Origin of the sequence: Amycolatopsis silviterrae, from assembly GCF_042684085.1 — a bacterium.
GTDB lineage: Bacteria > Actinomycetota > Actinomycetes > Mycobacteriales > Pseudonocardiaceae > Amycolatopsis > Amycolatopsis silviterrae.
Genome location: NZ_JBHUKS010000011.1, coordinates 190,753 through 209,261 on the forward strand (window position 1 = coordinate 190,753; position 18,509 = coordinate 209,261).

An 18,509-nucleotide genomic window follows, 5' to 3' on the forward strand; every position below is an offset into this window, starting at 1 on the left:
TCGTGGCTGACCTTTCCGCGATCCCCGGCCTGGCCGCGCTGTGGGCACGCACCACCGGAGACGACCGGATCCGGGTGGCTGTTGTCGACGGAGCGGTCGACAACAGCCACCCGGCGCTGGCCGGGGTCGCGCTGACGACGGCGGGGTCGCTCTGGACCGCCGACGCGACGCCTGGCGCCCGGGGTACGCACGGGACGGCCGTCGCCGGTGTGCTCGCCGGGCGGCACGGCGGTCCGGCTCCCGGGGTCGCGCCGGGCTGCCGGATCGTCTCCGTGCCGGTGTTCTCCGACCGCAGGCCGCGCACCACGCAACTCGACCTCGCCCGGGGCATCGAGGCCGCGGTGGAAGCGGGCGCGCACGTGGTCAACGTCAGCGCGGGCCGGTTGTCCGCGGCCGGCGGCGCCGACGACCTGCTGGCACGGGCGGTCCGCCGGTGCGCCGAGCGCGGCGTGCTGGTCGTCGCGGCGGCGGGCAACGACGGGTGCTTCTGCGCGCACGTGCCCGCCGCGCTGCCGTCCGTGCTCGCGGTCGGTGCGCTGGCGGACTCCGGAAAGCCGATGGACGTGAGCAATTGGGGCGCGGAGTACCAGCGGCGCGGCCTGCTCGCACCGGGCGAGAACCTGCTGTGCCCGGTGCCCGGCGGCGGTGTCGCCCGCCGCAGCGGGACCAGCCTCGCCACCCCGCTGGTCGCCGGCGTCGCGGCCTTGCTGCTCAGCCTCCAGGTCGCCGCGGGCCGCAGGCCGGACCCGCCGGGGATCGGCGACGCGTTGCTCGCCACCGCGACGCCGTGCGGCTCGGACGATCCGGCCGCTTGCCTACGCCTCCTCACCGGAACACTCGACATCGAAAGAGCGGTAAACCTCGTGACCACTCAGATCGAAGAAGCGCAAACCCCCGCCGAGCCCGAGCCCGAGGTCGTCCAGTCGTGCGCGTGCTCGGACGTCGCCCCGGAGCCCGGACCGGCGGTGCCGCACCAGGTCGTGCACCGCTACGAGCCGGAGCCCGACCGCGAGGAGGTCGTCCCGTCGGCCGTCGATCCGGAGCCCGAACCGAGTTCCCTGGTGTACGCGATCGGCGCGCTCGGCTACGACTTCGGCACGGAGGCGCGGCGCGACTCGTTCAAGCAGGCCCTCGCCGCCGCCCAGAAGCCGGAGCCGGGCGCGCAGCCGAAGCCGCCGCCGAACCCGTACGACGCCAAACAGCTCGTGAACTACCTGCGGAAGAAACCGTCCGAGTCCAACCGCCTGATCTGGACGCTCAACCTGGAGCTCACGCCGGTCTACGCGATCGAGGGGATCGGCGGCTTCGGGCCCGAGGTCTATCAGCGCCTGGTCGATCTGCTGGACGGCCAGGTGGCCGCGACGACGACCACCGAATCGGAAGTGGACGACGCGGCCGAGGCCGATCGAAGGCTCCAACGGGTGCGGAAGTTCCAGAAGGAGCCGCACGATCTGGCGAACCTCAAGAAGCTGATCGAGGACGCCAAGGACCCGGAGTTCAAGAGCATCGCCGAGGACGCCTACCACCAGGCGGACAACGTGCTGTACCACGCGAAGTGGATGTGCATCACGGCGCGCAAGTACGCGAAGCCGGACGACCCCCGGCTCAAGGCGGTGCTGGACGCGAAGAACGCCGCGGACGCGGCGTGGGGGAAAGCGCCGGAGTTCGGCAAGCCCGCCAAGGACAAGAACAAGCTGATCGAGCAGGCCCCGTCGCTGACCGAGTGCGCGAAGAAGGGCCTGGAATGCGCGGAGGCGGCCCATCCGATCATCAGCGGCGAGCGCACCCGGCGGTTCATCGAGCGCATCGCGCTGCCCGGCAAGGTCACCGGCCGCACCGTCCGGCTGTTCTCCGGGCAGGTCGTGCCGGTGGTCGAGCTCGAGCAGACCGAGGGCTTGGTCGGCTGGGACGTGAAGCAGCTCGCGGCCGCCGCCGTGGAGGCCGGCCCGGACGACGAGGTCGGCCTCCGCCAAGAGCAAGCCCCGGCCGGGCCCAAGCCGGAAGACGTCCGCGAGGCGCTGCGCGACTTCCTCAACCGGATCTACTTCGAGCTGCGCAACCTGGGCAAGGCTTCGGCGGACCGGGCGCTCAACTACGCGGCGACCAACGCGTTCCAGGCGGGCCAGACGTTCGCCCAGGCGACGAAGCTGAAGCTGGTGCTCGACGAGTTCGGCGTCGAGAAGAGCCCGTACGCACGACCGGACAGCGACTCCTGGGACATCAAGCTGAGCTTCTTCAACCCGACCGACACCCGGCTCGCCCGGCTCGTGTTCCGGTACACGGTCGACGTGAGCGACGTCTTCCCGGTCACGGTCGGTTCGGTCCGCAGCTGGCGCGAGTCCTGAGCTGGAGGCGAATCATGTCGTACTTCCCGGAACAGACGCCGCCGGTGCGCCGGCCGGAACTCGTGCGGTCAGAGGACCTTTACGTGGTCCGCGAGGCGCTGCGGCGGTACTCCCCGTCGTCGGCGGAGCGCTGGAACCGCCTCTACGTCCACCTCGTGCACGGGTACAACTTCAACGATCCGCAGTCGTTCGACGTGCCCGCGTTCCACCGGCTCGCCCAGTCGGGGTCGTCGGACGGATGACCGCGCTGCGCGACATCCCCGGCGTTCCGGAGCTGTGGCGGGAGTCGACCGGGCATCCGGACGTCGTGGTCGGCGTCCTCGACGGCAGGCCCGACCTCGGCCACCCGGCACTGCGCGGCGCGGACATCGAGGTGCTCGAACCGCGCTGGCTCGGCTCGGCCCGGGACACCGGGCCTCCGGTCGAGCACGGCACGTTCATCACGGCCGTGCTGTTCGGGCGGCACGACAGCGCGACACCGGGGTTCGTGCCCCGGTGCCGCGGTGTCGTGGTTCCCGCGTTGCGGGTCGAGTCCGACGGTCTCGACCCGCTCAACCTGGCCCGCTCGATCGAGGCCCTCGTCGCGGCCGGCGCGCACCTGATCCATTGCTCGGTCGCGCTGCCGACCCTGTCGGGCGATGCGGATCCGCTGTTCAAACGGGCGGTCGCGGCTGCTGTCGAGGCGGGCGTGCTGATCGTGACGCCGACCGGCAACGAGGGCGGGCGGACGCTGGCGGCACCGGCCATCCTGCCCGGCGTGCTGGCCGTGGGCGCGCACGCCGACGACGGGACGGTGTTCCGCTACAGCAACTGGGGCAGCGCCTACCTGCCGCACGCCGTGGTCGCGCCGGGCGAGTTCGAGCACGCCGTCCCCGGCGGCACCCGGCGGCGCAAAGGCACGAGCGTTGCCGCGCCGGTCGTGACGGGCATCGCGGCACTGCTGGCCAGCACGCGGGTCAGCAGGGGACTGCCAGCCGACCCGCTCGGCGTGCGCGACGCCCTCGTGGCCACCGCGACCCCCTGCGGCCTCACCGACAGCGCCGGGGAACCCGCCCGGTGCCTCGCCGGCAAGGTGAACCTGGCGGCCGCGGCCCGAGCCGCCGTAGCCGACGACGTGGTGCCCAGCCTGCTGCCGATGCCGGTGTCGCCGGTGTTCGCACTGGGACGCCTGGGGTACGGCTTCGCCTCACGCCAGGACCGCGACCGCTTCGCTCGTCCGGAAGATCCGCGGTGGATGGCGGAGTACCTGGCCGCGCACCCGGAGGCCGCCGTCGCTCTCATGTGGACAGTCGACGTCGACGGCTCTCCGCAGCACGCCCTCATTCCGTCTGGTCCGTACCGCGCCGACATCTTCGCGAAGCTCATCGCGGTGCTGGCCGCGCAGGAACGCGCCGTCGACCTGGTCTCCGTGGCCGGCACCGCGGTCGGGACACACGTGCGCCCCCTCGGCGGCGGAGTCGTGCCAGTGCTCACGCTGTCCGCGCCGGCCCGCTTGTCGGCATGGTCGGTCGCCGACCGGATCCGGACGACAGTCGCGGCCATCGCGCCGCCGCCGCACCTCGTAGGCAGGGTTGAAGCAGCCCTGCGCGACTTCGTGAACGCGGTGACCGGCGCCCTGCGCAACCCGGGCCGCCACGCACCTCAGCGCGCGCTCAACCACACGGCCGTCGACCTGATCCCACCCGCCCGCGCGGTGGCCTTCGCCGCCGCACGCGACCTGGAGTTGCGCGACCTCGCCGTCGTCCGCAGTCCGTACGGCCGCCCCGACAGCGACAGCTGGGACATCTGCCTGCAGTTCGCCAACCCCGGCGACGAGTACCGGGGCGTCACCGAGTGGCGATTCACCGTGGACGTGGCCGACGTGGACCCGGTGACCTTCGGCGAGCCCCGGTCGTGGGCAAAACGCGCCTGATCCTCTGCTCAGAGGGACGGAAGTCCTCGTTTAAGGGGGTTTGCCAGCCCAGAGCTTTCTGCCCGATTCTGGCGCGGTACCCCGGGAAGATTGTTCTGCAGGGCGTTCACGTAAGCCTTGATGAAATGGTCGCGGACGCCGTCGCCGGCGGGGGCGAGCAGGTCGGCGGTCAGGCCCTTGCCGCGGTCGAGCAGATTGGACACCACGGGCATGGAGTCGCGGACCTTGCCGGCGGAGTCGATGTAGCGGAGGGAAGCCACGTGGTGGAACACCGGCTCGGGCGGCACCTGCGCGACGATGTCGTTGTTGTTGACGACCCGGAAGGTGCGCCCGGCCAGCGCGTCGTCGTAGGCCTTGGCCAAGTCGCGGTCGCAGGTGCGGGGCTGGCCGAAGGTGTAAACGCCGTCCGCGGAAAGCCGGGGGTCTTCGAAATGCAGCCAGGCGGCGGACAGCATGGCCAGCGCCCCGCCCAGGCTGTGCCCGGTGAACCACACCGTCTGCTCGGCGTCGCGCAGTTCGGAGACGGCATCGCGCACGGAGGGGAACACCGCCCGCATCGCCTCCGCGAAGCCGTAGTGGACCAGCCCGGTGCCGGCCGGACCCGGCCAGGGCGGGGTGGCGATGTCCGACAGCCAGTCCCGCAGCTGCGCCGGCTCGGTCCCGCGGAACGCGGTGATCACCATGGTCGGACTGGCCATGGTGTACGCCTGGGTGTCGCTGAGCGCGAACGGCGGCGTGAACGTCGAGTGGTGATGGCGGACCCGGTCGAACCCCCATTCCTTGGCGGTCGCCTCGATCTCCTCGCGGTTTTTGTAAGCCAGTTCGGCGATGCGAGCCAGGCCGTACGCCTGGGCGGCGTCGTAGCCGGTGGCCTGGTGATTCAACGTCGGCGCAGGCATGATCCGTCCTCACGAAGGCAACATGTCAGACAGCGGTTTCGGTTCTGCCGCCATACTTCGTGCCTACCGGCGCCGTCGCCCGCCATGCCAGCAGCCGCCGCTTCTTTCACTCCGCCGAGCGCCCAAGTCACTCGTTCTTGCCGCTGGCGGGCTTCGTCTCCGAGGATGGTGAGGTTGAGCGAGTCGACGACGCGGTCCTCGATGTCATGAACGCTCGCGGAGACAAGATCGGGGAGTACCCCATCGGATCGGTGATATTCGCCGACGCCAAATCGCGGAGCGGTGTCAAGTCGCGCGTGCCATTTCGGTTCTTCGGCAGTCGGTTTGAATTCCCCGAAGCCGGGAATATCTGGCGCAGGTGGGCGGCTGAGGCCCCTCTTGAGCGTGAGGGGTGGAGATCCCTTTCCGTCAGTGGCCATGAGGCGTGGCTTCACGTCGTCCAGAACTCGTGGTTCGCGACCGGGCATGACGCAGTCCGCTACGGAGCCAACGAGGTAGCCGACCTGAATGGCTCTCGGTTTTCGACTACGGCTGGCTTCTACTGCGCGCTCGGCGAGGCAGTCAACGGTCCTGGCGGATACTTCGGGTCCAGCCTGGACGCGCTTGCTGATTGCATCAGGTCTAGTCGTGAATTCAAGCCGTTGAGCGGCGTCGTGTGGGGAGATTTCGAAGTTTCTGAAAAGGTGCTAGGCGTGGCGTTTGTCAATGCAGTGCTGGATGTTATGCGTGAATTCGATGTGGTGGTGGATTTCCGCTAGCGTCTAAGTTCCTGTTTGACGGCCCTCAGGAGGTCTTGGCCCGCGGCCGTCGCACCCCGGCCTGCGGTGCGGCTTCGGCGACGCGGGTGAGCAGCTCCTTGAGGGTGGCCAGCTCGGCAGCGCTGAGTCCGGTGCCGAGATCGGCATCGAGGGTGGCGACCCGCTTGTCCGCGCGTGGATCACCCCGAGCGGCATGTTCCACCGGGCGCACTTCGAGTTCATCCGGGACACCGTCGGCCTCGACCGGTTGATCCGGTCGGTCGACTATCCGTACCTCACCCTCGACGGCACCCGATCCTTCCTCGACGGGCTTTCCTTGGACAGCGAGGAAAAACACAAGATCACCCATGGCAACGCCGAAAAGCTCTTCCGGTTGTGACGCGATCCTTCGGCAGGACGCGACACTGCGGCGTCGAGCGGAGGTTGCCCGACCCGGCGCGGACGACAGACGTCGTGCCCCGCCGGGACAATCGTTGTCACTTGTCGGCTGTCCTGAGTCACCGCTCGGGCCCAAGATAGGTCCCGTACAACGCCGTGCCCGATGCGGCTCTGGTGCCCGGCTCGGCGTTCCGCCGCTGCGAAGGAAGGAATCCCGAGTGGAAGACCTGGCGACCACCGCGGCCCATCAGAAAGTCACGGAGCATCTGCGTGCGGTCCATGAGCCCGCTTTCGGCCTCCCGCATTCGATCCGTGAGCCGCACGTGACGCGTGACGGTGCGCGGACGGTGGTGACGGGTGCCGTGTTCGACGAGCTGGAAGGGCTGCCGCGGACGGCCGTGTACACGGCGGAGGGCGGCAAGCTCCGGGCAGTGGTCACCGGGCAGGGCTCGTCCAGGTCCGCCCGGTTCTCGCCGGACGGCCGCACGCTCGCGTTCCTGTCCGACCGCGGCAAAGCCGGGGTATTCCAGCTGTATCTGCTCGCCAGCGATGGCTTCGGCGAAGCGCGGCCGGCTCCCGAGGTCCCGGGCACGGTGGAGTACGCCTGCTGGTCCCCGGACGGCAGCAGGGTGCTGCTCGGGGTGGCGGGGCTCGGAGCCGAGCTCTCCGGCGGGCAGGGTTCGGGAACGAACTCCAAGCAGGTCCGGGAGAAGCCGTCGTGGTTCCCGAAGCTGGACGACGGGACGAACGCCGCGGGGTGGCGGAGCCTGTGGGTTTACACCGTCGCGAGCGACGAGCTGACCCAGGTCTCGCCGGAGGGGCTGAACTGCTGGGAAGCCGCGTGGTGCGGGCCGGACCGGGTCGTCGCTGTCGCTTCCGACGCGCCGGGCGAGGACGAGTGGTACACGGCTCACCTGAGCCTGATCGATCTCACCGGCGACGCGCGCAAACTGCTCGGCAGCGACGTGCAGCTGGGGCTGCCCGCCGGTTCCCCGGACGGCGCGTGGGTGGCGGTCGTGGAAGCCGTGTGCAGCGACCGGTGGGTGGTCGCGGGCGACGTGCTGCTCGTCGATCCGGCGACCGGTGCGGTGCGGCGGCCCGGCACGCGGGGCACGGACGTCACGCAGCTGGAATGGCTCGACGCCGGGCGACTCGGCTACGTCGGGCAGCGCCGCCTCGACTCGGTCGCCGGGATCATCGAGGTCGACGGCGGCGAGGCCGAGGAGGTGTTCTCGACGGACTTGTCCTGCTGCGGCGGCGGTTTCTACCCGCAGGGTGCGTTCACCGGCGACGGCCGGGTCGTGACCGTGCAGGACTCCTACGAGCTGGCGCCGCAGTTGGTGCTGAGCGGCCCGGACGGTTCGCGGACGCTCGCGTCCGTCGCTCATCCGGGCACCGAATTCCTCCGGTCAGCGGCGGGTTCGGCCGAGGCCGTGACTTGGACGGCACCGGACGGGCTGGAGATCGACGGAATCCTGTGCCGCCCGGCCGGGAACGGCCCGTTCCCCTTGGTGGTGAGCATCCACGGCGGCCCGATCTGGGCGTACCAGAACTCGTGGTCGATGCGCTACGCGTGGGTTCCGCTGCTCGTGCAGCAGGGGTACGCCGTGCTCAGCCCGAACCCTCGCGGCAGCGGGGGCCGAGGGCAGGAGTTCGCCGCGCGGGTCGTCGGCGACATGGGCGGCGCCGACACCCACGACTATCTGTCGGGCATCGACGCACTGGTCGAGCGCGGCCTCGTCGACGGCTCCCGGGTCGGGCTGATCGGCGGCAGCTACGGCGGGTTCATGTCGTCGTGGCTGGTCACCCAGGACACCCGGTTCGCCGCCGCCGTACCGATTTCGCCGGTCACGGACTGGTACAGCCAGAGCTTCACGAGCAACATCGCCGCGTGGGGCAACCGTTTCCTCGGCGCGGATCCGGAGCAGGCGGGCACCAACGCCCACACGCGCAGCCCGGTCCTGCACGCGAGCAAGGCGCGCACGCCGTGCCTGAACGTGGCCAGCGCGCTGGACAACTGCACGCCGCCCGGCCAGGCCAAGGAGTTCCACCAGGCGCTGCTCGCGCACGGCGTGCCGTCGACGCTGGCGATCTACCCGGAGGAAGGGCACGGCGTGCGGGCTTTCCCCGCACAGATCGACTTCCTGACGCGGATGCTGCAGTGGTTCGAGCGCTACATGCCGCCGTCCTCGCTGCCGGGTAAGATCGGCGAACGCGACACATAGTGTGGAGATGCTGCGCGGCGCTCAGCCGGTGAAGAACTCACGGAGCTCCGCGGCCACCAGTTCCGGCTGCTCCTCCGGCAGGTAGTGGTCGGCAGGCAGCGCCCGTCCCCGGACGTCGCTCGCGTAATCCCGCCACACGGCAAGGACGTCGTAGCTGCGTCCGACGAAGCTGTGCTCTCCCCACAGCGCGAGGAGCGGCGCCGTCACCCGGCGGCCGGCGTCGGCGCGGTCGTGCTCGAGGTCGATGCCCGCGGCCGCGCGGTAGTCCGAACAGGACGCCGCGATCGCGGCCGGGTCCGAGAAACACCGGACGTACTCCCGGACAGCCGCCGGCTCGAACGGCGTGCCGCCGCGGTGGCGGGCGGTCATCCGCGCGGTGATCCAGAACTCCGGGTCGGCGCCGATGAGGTGTTCGGGGATCCCGTGCCCGGCCGCCAGGAAGAACCAGTGGTAGTACCCGAGCCCGAACTCCATGCCGGCTTGTTCGAACGTGTGCCGGGTCGGGACGATGTCCAGCACCGCCAATGCCGACACGGCTTCGGGCGCGTCGAGGGCGAGCCGGTGGCCGACCCGGCCGCCGCGGTCGTGCCCGGCCACGCCGAACCGCTCGAACCCCAGGTCGTTCATCACCAGGAGCTGGTCGTGGGCCATGGCGCGCTTCGCGTACTCGGCGTCGCCGTCACCTGGCGCCGGTTTGTCGCTGTCCCCGTACCCGCGCAGGTCGGCGAGCACGACGGTGTGCGTGGCGGCGAGGAGCGGTGCGACGTGATGCCAGATCAGGTGGGTCTGCGGATAGCCGTGGAGGAGAAGCAGCGGCGGCCCGTCGCCGCCGACGGCGCAGTGGATGCGCACCCCGCCGGCATCGACGGAGTGGTAGGCGAAGGCCGGGGGGAGTGGGACGCTCATCGGGGCTCCGGTTCAGGCGGTGGTGAAGTCCAGGACAGCTCGGGTGAAGGCCTCGGTCGTGGCCGTGCCGCCGAGGTCGGGCGTGCGCAGCGGCGTCTCGGCGAGAACGCCGGCGATGGCAGCCTCGACTTCGGCGGCGGCGTCGCCGTGGCCGAGGTGGTCCAGCAGCAGCGCCGCGGTCCAGATCGCCCCGAGCGGGTTGGCGATCCCGCGCCCGGCGATGTCCGGGGCCGAGCCGTGCACTGGTTCGAACATCGACGGGAACTCGCGCTCGGGGTTGAGGTTGGCGGCGGGCGCGATGCCGATCCCGCCCGCGACGGCGGCGGTCAGGTCGCTGAGGATGTCCCCGAACAGGTTGGACGCGACCAGGACGTCGAATCGCGCCGGGTCGAGGACCACCTTGGCGCACAAGGCGTCGATGTGCTCGGAGTCCCAGGCGACCTCCGGGTACGCGCCGGCGGTCCCGGCGACGATCTCGTCCCAGAACGGCATGGTGTGCACGATGCCGTTCGACTTGGTGGCCGAGGTCAGCCGGTTCCGGCGCCGCCGCGCGAGCCGGAAGGCGTACTCGGCGACGCGAGTCGTGCCGGCGCGGGTGAACACGGCTTCCTGGACCGCCATCTCGTCGGGGAAGCCCCGGCCGAGCCTGCCGCCGATCTCGCTGTATTCGCCCTCGACGTTCTCCCGGACGACGACGAGGTCGACCTCTCCTGCCCGCGCCCGCCGCACCGGGCTCTCCACGCCCTCGAAGACCTTGACCGGCCGCAGGTTGACGTACTGGCGGAAGTTCCGGCGGATGGGGATCAGCAGGCCCCACAGGGAAACGTGGTCCGGGACCGCCGGGGCGCCGACCGCGCCGAGGAAGATCGCGTCGTGGTGACGGATCCGGTCGAGGCCGTTCTCGGGCATCATCGCGCCCAGCTCGGCGTAGCGCCGGCACGACCAGTCGAACTCGTCGTAAACGAACGTGACGCCGTGGCGCCTGCCGACAGTGTCGAGCACGCGGCAGGCGGCGGGAGTGACCTCTGTCCCGATCCCGTCGCCGGGGATGAGCGCGATGCGGTGGGTGAGCATGGCGTCGATGCCATCATCTGTGCGGGGGCCGCGTCCAAGATGCAGTTCCACCCCTCGTTATCGGCCCTGGCTATAAGCGGTCGCGAGGAACGCGGCCGCCGCCGGGGTTAGCCCGCCGGTCCGGCTGGCCAGCGCGAGTTCCAGGTGCCGCGCCGGTTCGAGGTCGAGGACCAGCGCACCGGCCTGCCGCGCGAGCGGCGCCCAGGAGTCGGCGAGCACCGCGACCCCGACTCCGCACAGCACGAGCGGCAGGACGGCTTCCCGGTGCTCGGTTTCGACGACCTCGGCCAGCTCGATCCCGGCGGCCCGGATCTCGTCGACCACGTGGCGCATCCCGGTGCCGTGCTGGCCGACGATGAGCCGCTGCCCGGCGAGATCCTCGTGGCGCACCACCGCGCCGGGCGCGAACGGGCCGTCGGCCGGGCAGACGAGCACGAAGCGCTGCCGCCCGAGCGGATGCAGCTCGACGCCCGCGGCGGCCAGCGGGCCCGCGGCGGCCAGCAGGCCCAGCTCGGTCTGTCCGCTTCGGACTTGCCGGACGACGTCGTCGGCGGTGAACGCGGCCCGGATCGCGACGGACAGACCGGGGTGCGCGTCGGTGACCGCCTTGACCATCCGCGCGAGCGGGTCGACGGCCTGCGACGGCATGGCCGCGATCTCGACGCGGCCGACCCGCAGGCCGGCGACGGAGTCCACACTGGACCGCGCGGCGGCCAGCCCCCGGACGACCTGGCGCGCGGGCTCGATCAGCGCGGCGCCCGCGTCCGTGAGCACGAGGCGGCGCCCGGCGCGGTGGAAGAGGTCGAGCCCGAGATCGCGTTCGAGCGCGCGGATGGCCTGGGACAGCGAAGGTTGCGCGACGTACAGCGCGGCAGCGGCCTTGTTCGCGCTGCCGTGGTCCACGACCGCGAGGAAGTAACGCAGTTGGCGGGCGTCCATGGCAGTCAGTCTTCGGGGCGGCGGGCTCAGCTGTCGAATCCGAAGCCGACGAGATCCATCGCCCTGAGCCAGAGATTGCGCCTGCCGCCGCGGCGGTCGGCCCTGGCGAGGGAGCGCCGGGTGAGCTGGACACCGGTCCAGCGCAGCGGTTCCGGCGGGAACGGCAGCGGTTTGGTGGCGACCATCCTCGTGCTGGTGCGCTCGGTGGGCACGCCGGCCAGCAGGTCCAGCATGACGTCGGCGGCGAACCGGGTCGCGCCCACCCCGAGCCCGGTATGGCCCGCGGCGTAGGCGATCTTGCCGCGGGCGATGCCGTAGAAGGCGGTGAACCGGGTGCAGGTGTCGATCGCCCCGCCCCAGGCGTGGCTGAAGCGCAGGCCGTCGAGCTGGGGGAAGGTGCGGAAGAAGTGGGCGGCCAGCGTCCGGTGGGTCTGGGGCCGGGTGTCGTGTTCCGCGCGGACCCTGCCCCGGTAGTGGTAAACCGCGTCGTATCCGCCCCACAGGACGCGGTTGTCCGCGGTGAGCCGGAAGTAGTGGAACTGGTTGCCGGCATCGGCCAGTCCCTGCCGTCCTTGCCAGCCGATCGCGGCCAGCTGGGCTTCGCTCAGCGGTTCGGTCATCAGCGCGTAGTCGTAGACCGGGATGGTGTAGGGCCGGATCCGCCGCAGCAGCGCGGGAAAGGCGTTGGTGCCCAGCGCGGCCTGGCGGGCGTGGACGGTGCCGTACCCCGTCCGGGCGGTGACGCCGCTGCCGTCGTCGTCCAGCGACGTGACGCGGCTGCGCTCGAAGATCCGGACGCCCAGCTTCTCGCACGCGGCGGCGAGACCCCACGCGAGCTTGGCGGGATGCACGAGCGCGGTGCCGGCGGGATCGGACAACCCGGCGAGGAAGGCCGGCGAGTGCACCTCGGCGCGGATCCGCTTGCCGTCGAGGACTTCCACGTCCTTGCCGTAGCGAAGGGCGAGTTCGGCGGACGCGTGGAGCTCGGCGAGCTGGTGGGCTGTGGTGGCGACCTGGATCTCGCCGCTGCGCTGCCAGTCGCAGTCGATGCGGTAGCGGGTCAGGGTGTCCTCGATGGCTTGGAGATTTTCCTGGCCGAGCCGTTCGAGCAGGGCGAGTTCGGCGGGCCACCGGCGGTGGCCGTTCGGAAGGCCGTGGGTGAGGCTGGCGCTGCAGAACCCGCCGTTGCGCCCGGAGGCCGCCCAGCCGATCCGGTCGCCTTCGAGCAGCACGACGTCGCGGCCGGGGTCGCGTTCCTTGGCCAGCAGGGCGGTCCACAGGCCCGAGTAGCCGCCGCCGACGACGACCAGGTCGGCCGAGGTGTCCTCGACCAGCGCGGGCCGGGCGCGCGGGCGGGCCGGATCCTGCAGCCAGTACGGTTCCGGGCTGGCGTCGCGCAGAGAAGCGTTGACGTTCATGAGAGGGAAGATCCGTTCCCGTCAGGACCAGCGTTCGCCGCGCAGCGCGCGGCGGACGAGGCCGAGTTCGCGGTCCATGGTTTCCGCCATCGCGGTGGTGCTGGTGGTCTCGTGTCCGCCCTCGAACCAGTCGAGCAGGGCGTCGCCGCCCGCCGCGCGCAACCGGCGGACGTATTCGCTCGCCTGGCGCGCCGGGGTCCGGGAGTCCGCGCGGCCCTGGCTGATGAGGACCGGAGCCCGGACGTGCTCGACGTACGTCAGCGGGGAGCTGTGCGCGAACCGTTCGGGCGCCGTTTCCGGGGTGCCGCCGATGAACCCGCGCCAGGCGGCCTGCAACGCGGGAGCCATGTCGTCGTAGGCCAGCCGCCAGTCGGCCATCGCCACCGACGCGAGCCCGCCGGCGAACAGGCCCGGCAGCCGGCCGAGGCTCAGCAGCGTCAGGAACCCGCCGTAGGACGCGCCGGTGATGAACACCTCCGACGCGATCCCGTTGTCCACCAACCAGTTCCTGGCCGCCTCGACGTCTTCCAGCTCCCGGTCGCCGACCGCGCCCCAGAAGCCCTCGCGGAATTCCCGGCCGAAGGTCACCGAGCCGCGGTAGTTCAATGCCGCATAGCCGAACCCTTCGTCGAGCCAGGCTTGTGCCGCCGGTTCGTAGGCGCCGACGGTGACCAGGTTCGGGCCGCCGTGGACGGACAGCACCGTCGGGACCGGACCGGTCGCTGTCCGCGGGGCCGCGGCCCAGAGCTGCAGTTTCGTCCCGTCGCGCGACGCGATCCGCTCCGAGCCCAGCGCGGTGCCCGCCACGACCGGCGCGGAGGCGAGCAGCGTCCGCGGTTCCTGCCGCGGCGAGTCCAGGACAAGCACCTCCATAGGCAGGTCGAACCGCTGGCGCACCAGGCGGATCTCCCGGCCGGGACCGTAGTGGGAGGTCCAGTAGACGGGCAGCGGCGAGGCGACGTCCGGGCTGAAGTACGCGCCGTCCGGGTGGTCCAGCGCGGTCAGCTCCGCCGAGCGCAGGTCGAACTCGTACAGCCGGTGGATGCCCTCGTCGACGTGGGCGAGCAGCAGCAGGTTCGCGTCGTCGGACCAGTCCAGCGGGACCACGTCCCCGGCCAGGTCCGGCGCGTCGACGTCGACCCGCTCCCCGGTCACCGGGTGCCAGACCGCGGGCCGGGCGAACCCGGTGCGCTCGGTGCTGACGAGGATCCGGGGATCACCCGGCGCCGGCGAGAACCGGATGCCCTGCACCGGCGCTTCAGGCCCGTCGGACAGCACTCCGACGACGGTGCCGTGTTCGTCGGAGACGGTGACCGCGAAGCGGCGGACACCGGGATTGTGGTCGGTCGTGTTGATGCTCGCGTAGGCGCCGTCGGCGGACACCCGGCTGTTCCACGCCTCGTACGGCGACTGGTACAGGTGGCGCGGTTCGAGGCCCGGGCGCAGGAGCCAGAGCCCGAAGCCTGCCTCGTCGGCTGCCGCGATCACGATCGCCGAGCCGTCCTCGGCGACGTCGATGCCGCGCAGTGCGTAGCCAGGCAGGTCCGGGGTGAGGTCGGTGCCAGGGCCGCCGTCGGCCGGAAAGGACCACAGGTGCCCGATCTCGGCGCCCGTTTCGTCTTTCAGCATCAGCACCGAGCGGCCGTGCGGTCCGGGAGCCGGGCAGTCGACGTGCGGAGGCAACCCGCCGACGGGGGTGATCGCGCCGGTCGCGGGGTCCCAAAAGGACACTTCGCGGCCGGTTTTCCCGATCTCCAGGAGGAGTTCGACTCCGGTGGCGCCCGGGCAGCGGGTGCTGCTCACCCGGATCGGGACCTCGAACCGGGTCCTCCAGCCGGTGGCGGGCTCAGATGACATGACGCAACTCCTTGTGGTGGCAGGCGACCTGGTGGCCGCGGTCGTCGGTCCGCAGCTGCGGTGCTTCGTCCGCGCAGACCTGGGTGGCTTTCCAGCACCGGGTCCGGAAGCGGCAGCCGGACGGCGGGTTCGCCGGGCTGGGCAGGTCCCCGGAGAGCACCAGGCGCGTCCTGGCCCGCTCCGCCCGCGGGTCGGGCACCGGCACCGCGGACAGCAGCGCCTGGGTGTAGGGGTGCTGCGGGCGTTCGTAAAGCTCGTCCGCCGGCGCCTGTTCGACGATCCGGCCCAGGTACATCACGGCCACGTCGTCGCTGACGTGCCGCACGACGGCAAGGTCGTGCGCGATGAGCAGGTAGGCCAGCCCGAGCTGGTCCTGCAGCCGTTCCAGCAGGTTCAGCACCCCGGCCTGGATGCTCACGTCGAGTGCGCTGACCGGTTCGTCCAGCACGATGACGTCCGGGTCGACGGCGAGCGCCCTGGCGATGCCGATGCGCTGGCGCTGGCCGCCGGAGAACTCGTGCGGGAAGCGGCCGGCGTGGTCCGGGTCGAGCCCGACCAGCTCCAGCAGCTCCTGGACGCGCTGGTGTTCCCGGCCGCGGTGCAGGCCGTGGATCTCCAGGGCTTCGCCGATGATCGAGCGGACGGTCATCCGCGGATTGAGCGAGGCGTAGGGGTCCTGGAAGACCATCTGGATCCTGCGCCGCGCCGCCCGCAGCGCCTCCGGGCCGAGCGCGGTGAAGTCCTCGTCGTCGAGCAGGACCCGGCCCGCGGTCGGTTCGATCAGCCGCACCAGGCAGCCCGCGAGCGTGCTTTTCCCGCACCCGGTTTCGCCGACCAGGCCGAGCGTCCGGCCGCGATCGAGGGTGAACCCGATCCCGGACACCGCTTGCACCGAGCCGGTCTGCCTGCGCCGGAGCCCGGAGCGGACCGGGTATTCCTTGACCAGGTCGTGTACGTCGAGGATGGTCATGCCGGCACCTCGCCCGGTTCATCGAGTTCATGGACCCGCAGGCACGACGCGGTGTGCGCGTCGCCGACCTCTGCGGGCGGGGGGACGTCGACGTCGCACTGGCCTGGCCGCGCATAGCGGCAGCGGGGGTGGAAGGCGCACCCGGCGGGCCGGTGCAGCGGGCTCGGCGGCTGCCCGGGGATCCGGTAGAGCTCGCCGCGCTCGCTCCGGTTCAGGCGGGGGAGCGAGGCGAGCAGGCCCCGGGTGTAGGGATGCGCGGTCTCGTAGAAGATCGGCTCGACCGGCCCTTCTTCGACCTTCGTGCCCGCGTACATCACCAGCACGCGGTCGGCGACGCCGGCGACGACGCCGAGGTCGTGGGTGACCAGCAGGATCGCCGCGTCGGTGCGGTCTTGGATCCGTTCGACGACGTCCATGATCTGGGCCTGGACCGTCACGTCGAGCGCGGTGGTGGGTTCGTCGGCGATGAGCAGCTCCGGTTCGTTGGCGATGCTCATCGCGATCATCACGCGCTGGCGCATGCCCCCGGAGAGTTCGTGCGGGTACTGCCGGGCCCGGTCGGCCGGAGAGGGGATGCCGACGACGTCGAGCAGGTCGACCGCGCGCCGCCGCAGTTCGGCGCGGTTCGGGCGGGAGTCGTGGACGCGGATGGCTTCGGCGATCTGCTCGCCGACCGTGCGGACCGGGTTGAGCGCGGCGAGCGCGTCCTGGAAGATCATCGCGATCCGGTTGCCCCGCACCGGGCGCAGTTCCCGTTCGGAGAGCCCGAGCAGTTCCCGGCCGCGCAACCGGATCGACCCGCTGACCTGAGCCCGGCGCGGCAGGATGCCGAGCACCGCCATCGACGTGATGCTCTTGCCGGAACCGGATTCGCCGACGACGCCGAGCGTCTGCCCGGGTTCGATCCGGAAGGAGAGCCCGGCGACGGCGGTGACGAGGCCGTCGTCGGTGGGGAAGCGCACGGTGAGGTCGTCGACTTCGAGCAGGGTCACGGCGTGGCTCCTTGGGGGTCGAACGCGTCGCGAAGGCCGTCGCCGACGAAGTTGATGGCGAGCGCGGTGAGCAGGATGAACAGGCCGGGGAAATAGAGCAGGTACACCTTGTCCGTGCCGATCAGGCCGGATGCCTGGCTCAGCATGTTGCCCCAGCTGGTTTCGGGCGGCTGGACGCCGTAGCCGAGGAAGCTGAGCGTCGACTCGATGATCACCGCGGTGGCCGCGCCGAGCGAGGTGTTGACCGCGATGACGCCGGTGAGGTTGGGCAGGATGTGCCGCACCACGACGCGCCGCCGGCGCGCGCCGAGCACGATCGCCGCGGCGATGTATTCCTTCTCCCGCAAAGAAAGCACCTGTCCGCGCACGACCCGCGCGACATAGGTCCAGAACAGCGCGGAGAGCACGAGCACGATCGTGACGGGAGACTTGCCGAACCCCTGCAGCGCGAGAGCGAGCACGACGATCGCCGGGACGACCAGGAACAGGTCGGTGACCCGCATGACGACCTCGTCGACCCAGCCCCCGAAGTAGCCGGCCAGCGCGCCGAGCGCGGTGCCGAGCAGGGTCGCCAGCAGCGCGACCGACACCCCGATCGCCAGCGAGATCCGGCCGGCGTACAGGAGTTCGCTGAGGTAGTCCCGGCCCAGTTCGTCGGTGCCGAGCCAGTGTGCGCCGGACGGCCCGGCGGGACCGAGCGCCAGGTCCTGGGCGTTGCGCGCGAACGGTGCGATCCAGTCCGCGCCGAAGCAGCAGACGAGAAGGACGGCCAGCACGCTCAGGCCGGTCACGGCGAGCTTGTGCCGCACGAACCGGCGACGGGCCAGTTGCCATTGCGAGCGGGACGGAGAACGGGTCATCGCAACCTCACCCGGGGGTCGAGCAGCGCGTAGGAAATGTCGGCGAGCAGGTTGAATCCGATGACCGCGACCGCGATCACGAGCATCCACGGCACCAGGACGAACACGTCCCCGGCGAGCAGCGAGTCCAGGAACAGCCGCCCCATGCCCTGGATCGCGAAGACCTGTTCGGTGACGACAAGGCCGCCGAACAGGACGCCCGCGTCGACCGCGGCGACGGTCACGAACGGGCCGAGCGAGGTGCGCAGGGCGTGCCGGATGACCACCTGTCCCCGCGGGACGCCTTTCGCCCGGGCAGTCCGCACGTAGTCGCTGGCGAGCGTTTCGAGCATCGTCGCGCGGGTGAACCTGCTCCAGTTGGCTACCAGGCTGACCGTGAGGGTCAGCACCGGCAGCACCAGATGGCGCAGGTAGTCGGCCACGCCGCCGCCGGACACCGAGTGCAGGCCGACGAAGTACAGCGGCGGGTCGGCCGTGCCGAACTGCTGCTGCGGCCAGGCGGCCAGCAGCTGGATGAGGATCAGCCCGAGCCAGAACGGCGGCATCGCGACGCCGAGGTAGGACAGCCCGGTCAGCGCGATGTCCCCGGCCGAGTACTGGCGCACCGCGGAATAGGCGCCGACGGCCAGCGCGACCAGTGCGGCGAACAACGCGCCCCAGACCACCAGCTGCGCCGTCGTCCCGAGCGCGGGGAAGACCATGCCCCGGACGTCGCCGCCGGTGCGGGTGCTGATCCCCCAGTCGCCGGAGACGAATGCCTTGAGCCACAACCAGTACTGCACCGGCACCGGCCGGTCGAGACCGAGCCGTGCGGTTTCGCGGGCGACCACTCCCGGGTCCGGGATCGCGCGCAGCTTCGCCAGCGGGTCGAAAGCGATCCGCACCCCCCAGAAGAGCAGGAAGGACGCGACGAGCACGACGGGCACGGAGTACAGCAGGCGCCGCAATGCGTACGTGAGCATCAGACCTCCTTGGC

The 18,509-nt window shown here is 71.2% G+C and carries 17 protein-coding genes; 6 read left to right on the plus strand and 11 right to left on the minus strand.

The features are described 5' to 3' along the window. The first annotated feature begins 2 nt into the window (after nucleotides 1-2). The 3 genes from ACFSVL_RS16455 to ACFSVL_RS16465 are packed head-to-tail and all read left to right on the plus strand — an operon-like array spanning nucleotide 3 to nucleotide 4,257. Nucleotides 3-2,345 (plus strand): cyanobactin maturation protease PatG family protein, encoded by a 2,343-nt coding sequence (locus ACFSVL_RS16455; RefSeq protein WP_378305009.1) that lies wholly within the window; start codon nucleotides 3-5, stop codon nucleotides 2,343-2,345. A 14-nt stretch (nucleotides 2,346-2,359) separates the two neighbouring features. Beyond that, entirely contained in the window at nucleotides 2,360-2,587 is a 228-nt protein-coding gene (locus ACFSVL_RS16460) for a hypothetical protein (protein ID WP_378305011.1), read from the plus strand. Then, nucleotides 2,584-4,257 carry a S8 family serine peptidase gene (locus ACFSVL_RS16465; protein WP_378305013.1) on the plus strand — a complete coding sequence of 558 codons (1,674 nt, stop codon included), beginning with the start codon at nucleotides 2,584-2,586 and terminating at the stop codon, nucleotides 4,255-4,257. The genes ACFSVL_RS16460 and ACFSVL_RS16465 overlap by 4 nt, the downstream gene beginning before the upstream one ends. Before the next feature lie 8 nt (nucleotides 4,258-4,265). Here the strand turns inward: ACFSVL_RS16465 and ACFSVL_RS16470 are convergent, their stop codons facing one another. After that, nucleotides 4,266-5,156, minus strand: coding sequence for a lipase family protein (locus tag ACFSVL_RS16470; RefSeq protein ID WP_378305015.1), 891 nt, complete (start codon nucleotides 5,154-5,156; stop codon nucleotides 4,266-4,268). A gap of 59 nt (nucleotides 5,157-5,215) precedes the next feature. Between ACFSVL_RS16470 and ACFSVL_RS16475 the strand changes: the two genes are divergently transcribed. After that, nucleotides 5,216-5,914 (plus strand): barstar family protein, encoded by a 699-nt coding sequence (locus tag ACFSVL_RS16475; RefSeq protein ID WP_378305017.1) that lies wholly within the window; start codon nucleotides 5,216-5,218, stop codon nucleotides 5,912-5,914. Nucleotides 5,915-5,939: 25 nt separating this feature from the next. Here the strand turns inward: ACFSVL_RS16475 and ACFSVL_RS16480 are convergent, their stop codons facing one another. Further along, nucleotides 5,940-6,116, minus strand: coding sequence for a hypothetical protein (locus tag ACFSVL_RS16480; protein WP_378305019.1), 177 nt, complete (start codon nucleotides 6,114-6,116; stop codon nucleotides 5,940-5,942). Here ACFSVL_RS16480 and ACFSVL_RS16485 point away from each other — a divergent pair. Together ACFSVL_RS16485 and ACFSVL_RS16490 are read left to right on the plus strand one after the other, a co-directional pair. Then, nucleotides 6,108-6,293 carry an amidohydrolase family protein gene (locus ACFSVL_RS16485; protein ID WP_378305021.1) on the plus strand — a complete coding sequence of 62 codons (186 nt, stop codon included), beginning with the start codon at nucleotides 6,108-6,110 and terminating at the stop codon, nucleotides 6,291-6,293. The genes ACFSVL_RS16480 and ACFSVL_RS16485 overlap by 9 nt on opposite strands. A 217-nt stretch (nucleotides 6,294-6,510) precedes the next feature. Continuing rightward, complete coding sequence (locus tag ACFSVL_RS16490; protein ID WP_378305023.1) at nucleotides 6,511-8,517, plus strand: S9 family peptidase; 2,007 nt, start codon at nucleotides 6,511-6,513, stop codon at nucleotides 8,515-8,517. A 21-nt stretch (nucleotides 8,518-8,538) separates the two neighbouring features. On the opposite strand, the gene ACFSVL_RS16495 is transcribed toward ACFSVL_RS16490, so the two are convergent. From ACFSVL_RS16495 to ACFSVL_RS16535, 9 genes are read right to left on the minus strand one after another with little or no spacing between them, the layout of a single operon-like run. Then, complete coding sequence (locus ACFSVL_RS16495; protein ID WP_378305025.1) at nucleotides 8,539-9,423, minus strand: alpha/beta fold hydrolase; 885 nt, start codon at nucleotides 9,421-9,423, stop codon at nucleotides 8,539-8,541. A gap of 12 nt (nucleotides 9,424-9,435) precedes the next feature. Next, on the minus strand, nucleotides 9,436-10,497 hold the full coding sequence (locus tag ACFSVL_RS16500; protein WP_378305027.1) for a tartrate dehydrogenase: 1,062 nt from the start codon (nucleotides 10,495-10,497) through the stop codon (nucleotides 9,436-9,438). Between the two features lie 57 nt (nucleotides 10,498-10,554). Beyond that, nucleotides 10,555-11,436 carry a LysR family transcriptional regulator gene (locus ACFSVL_RS16505; protein ID WP_378305029.1) on the minus strand — a complete coding sequence of 294 codons (882 nt, stop codon included), beginning with the start codon at nucleotides 11,434-11,436 and terminating at the stop codon, nucleotides 10,555-10,557. A 26-nt stretch (nucleotides 11,437-11,462) separates the two neighbouring features. After that, a complete protein-coding gene (locus ACFSVL_RS16510) occupies nucleotides 11,463-12,854 on the minus strand; it encodes an NAD(P)/FAD-dependent oxidoreductase (RefSeq protein WP_378305031.1) in 1,392 nt (463 codons plus the stop codon). 21 nt (nucleotides 12,855-12,875) lie between these two features. Beyond that, complete coding sequence (locus ACFSVL_RS16515) at nucleotides 12,876-14,711, minus strand: S9 family peptidase (RefSeq protein WP_378305033.1); 1,836 nt, start codon at nucleotides 14,709-14,711, stop codon at nucleotides 12,876-12,878. After that, entirely contained in the window at nucleotides 14,701-15,681 is a 981-nt protein-coding gene (locus ACFSVL_RS16520; protein ID WP_378305035.1) for an ABC transporter ATP-binding protein, read from the minus strand. The genes ACFSVL_RS16515 and ACFSVL_RS16520 overlap by 11 nt, the downstream gene beginning before the upstream one ends. Beyond that, nucleotides 15,678-16,673: an ABC transporter ATP-binding protein gene (locus tag ACFSVL_RS16525; RefSeq protein WP_378305037.1), complete on the minus strand. Its 996-nt coding sequence runs from the start codon at nucleotides 16,671-16,673 to the stop codon at nucleotides 15,678-15,680. The genes ACFSVL_RS16520 and ACFSVL_RS16525 overlap by 4 nt, the downstream gene beginning before the upstream one ends. Continuing rightward, on the minus strand, nucleotides 16,670-17,533 hold the full coding sequence (locus tag ACFSVL_RS16530; protein ID WP_378305038.1) for an ABC transporter permease: 864 nt from the start codon (nucleotides 17,531-17,533) through the stop codon (nucleotides 16,670-16,672). Before ACFSVL_RS16530 ends, ACFSVL_RS16525 begins: the two co-directional genes overlap by 4 nt. Next, nucleotides 17,530-18,495: an ABC transporter permease gene (locus ACFSVL_RS16535; protein WP_378305040.1), complete on the minus strand. Its 966-nt coding sequence runs from the start codon at nucleotides 18,493-18,495 to the stop codon at nucleotides 17,530-17,532. The genes ACFSVL_RS16530 and ACFSVL_RS16535 overlap by 4 nt, the downstream gene beginning before the upstream one ends. Nucleotides 18,496-18,509 lie beyond the last annotated feature (14 nt).

Coding starts and splice junctions, on each gene's coding strand:
- ACFSVL_RS16470 (WP_378305015.1), bottom strand. CDS start 5,156: ATGCCTGCGCCGACGTTGAATCACCAGGCCACCGGCTACGACGCCGCC.
- ACFSVL_RS16485 (WP_378305021.1), top strand. CDS start 6,108: ATGTTCCACCGGGCGCACTTCGAGTTCATCCGGGACACCGTCGGCCTC.
- ACFSVL_RS16460 (WP_378305011.1), top strand. CDS start 2,360: ATGTCGTACTTCCCGGAACAGACGCCGCCGGTGCGCCGGCCGGAACTC.
- ACFSVL_RS16535 (WP_378305040.1), bottom strand. CDS start 18,495: ATGCTCACGTACGCATTGCGGCGCCTGCTGTACTCCGTGCCCGTCGTG.
- ACFSVL_RS16510 (WP_378305031.1), bottom strand. CDS start 12,854: ATGAACGTCAACGCTTCTCTGCGCGACGCCAGCCCGGAACCGTACTGG.
- ACFSVL_RS16520 (WP_378305035.1), bottom strand. CDS start 15,681: ATGACCATCCTCGACGTACACGACCTGGTCAAGGAATACCCGGTCCGC.
- ACFSVL_RS16500 (WP_378305027.1), bottom strand. CDS start 10,497: ATGCTCACCCACCGCATCGCGCTCATCCCCGGCGACGGGATCGGGACA.
- ACFSVL_RS16495 (WP_378305025.1), bottom strand. CDS start 9,423: ATGAGCGTCCCACTCCCCCCGGCCTTCGCCTACCACTCCGTCGATGCC.
- ACFSVL_RS16505 (WP_378305029.1), bottom strand. CDS start 11,436: ATGGACGCCCGCCAACTGCGTTACTTCCTCGCGGTCGTGGACCACGGC.
- ACFSVL_RS16515 (WP_378305033.1), bottom strand. CDS start 14,711: ATGTCATCTGAGCCCGCCACCGGCTGGAGGACCCGGTTCGAGGTCCCG.
- ACFSVL_RS16465 (WP_378305013.1), top strand. CDS start 2,584: ATGACCGCGCTGCGCGACATCCCCGGCGTTCCGGAGCTGTGGCGGGAG.
- ACFSVL_RS16530 (WP_378305038.1), bottom strand. CDS start 17,533: ATGACCCGTTCTCCGTCCCGCTCGCAATGGCAACTGGCCCGTCGCCGG.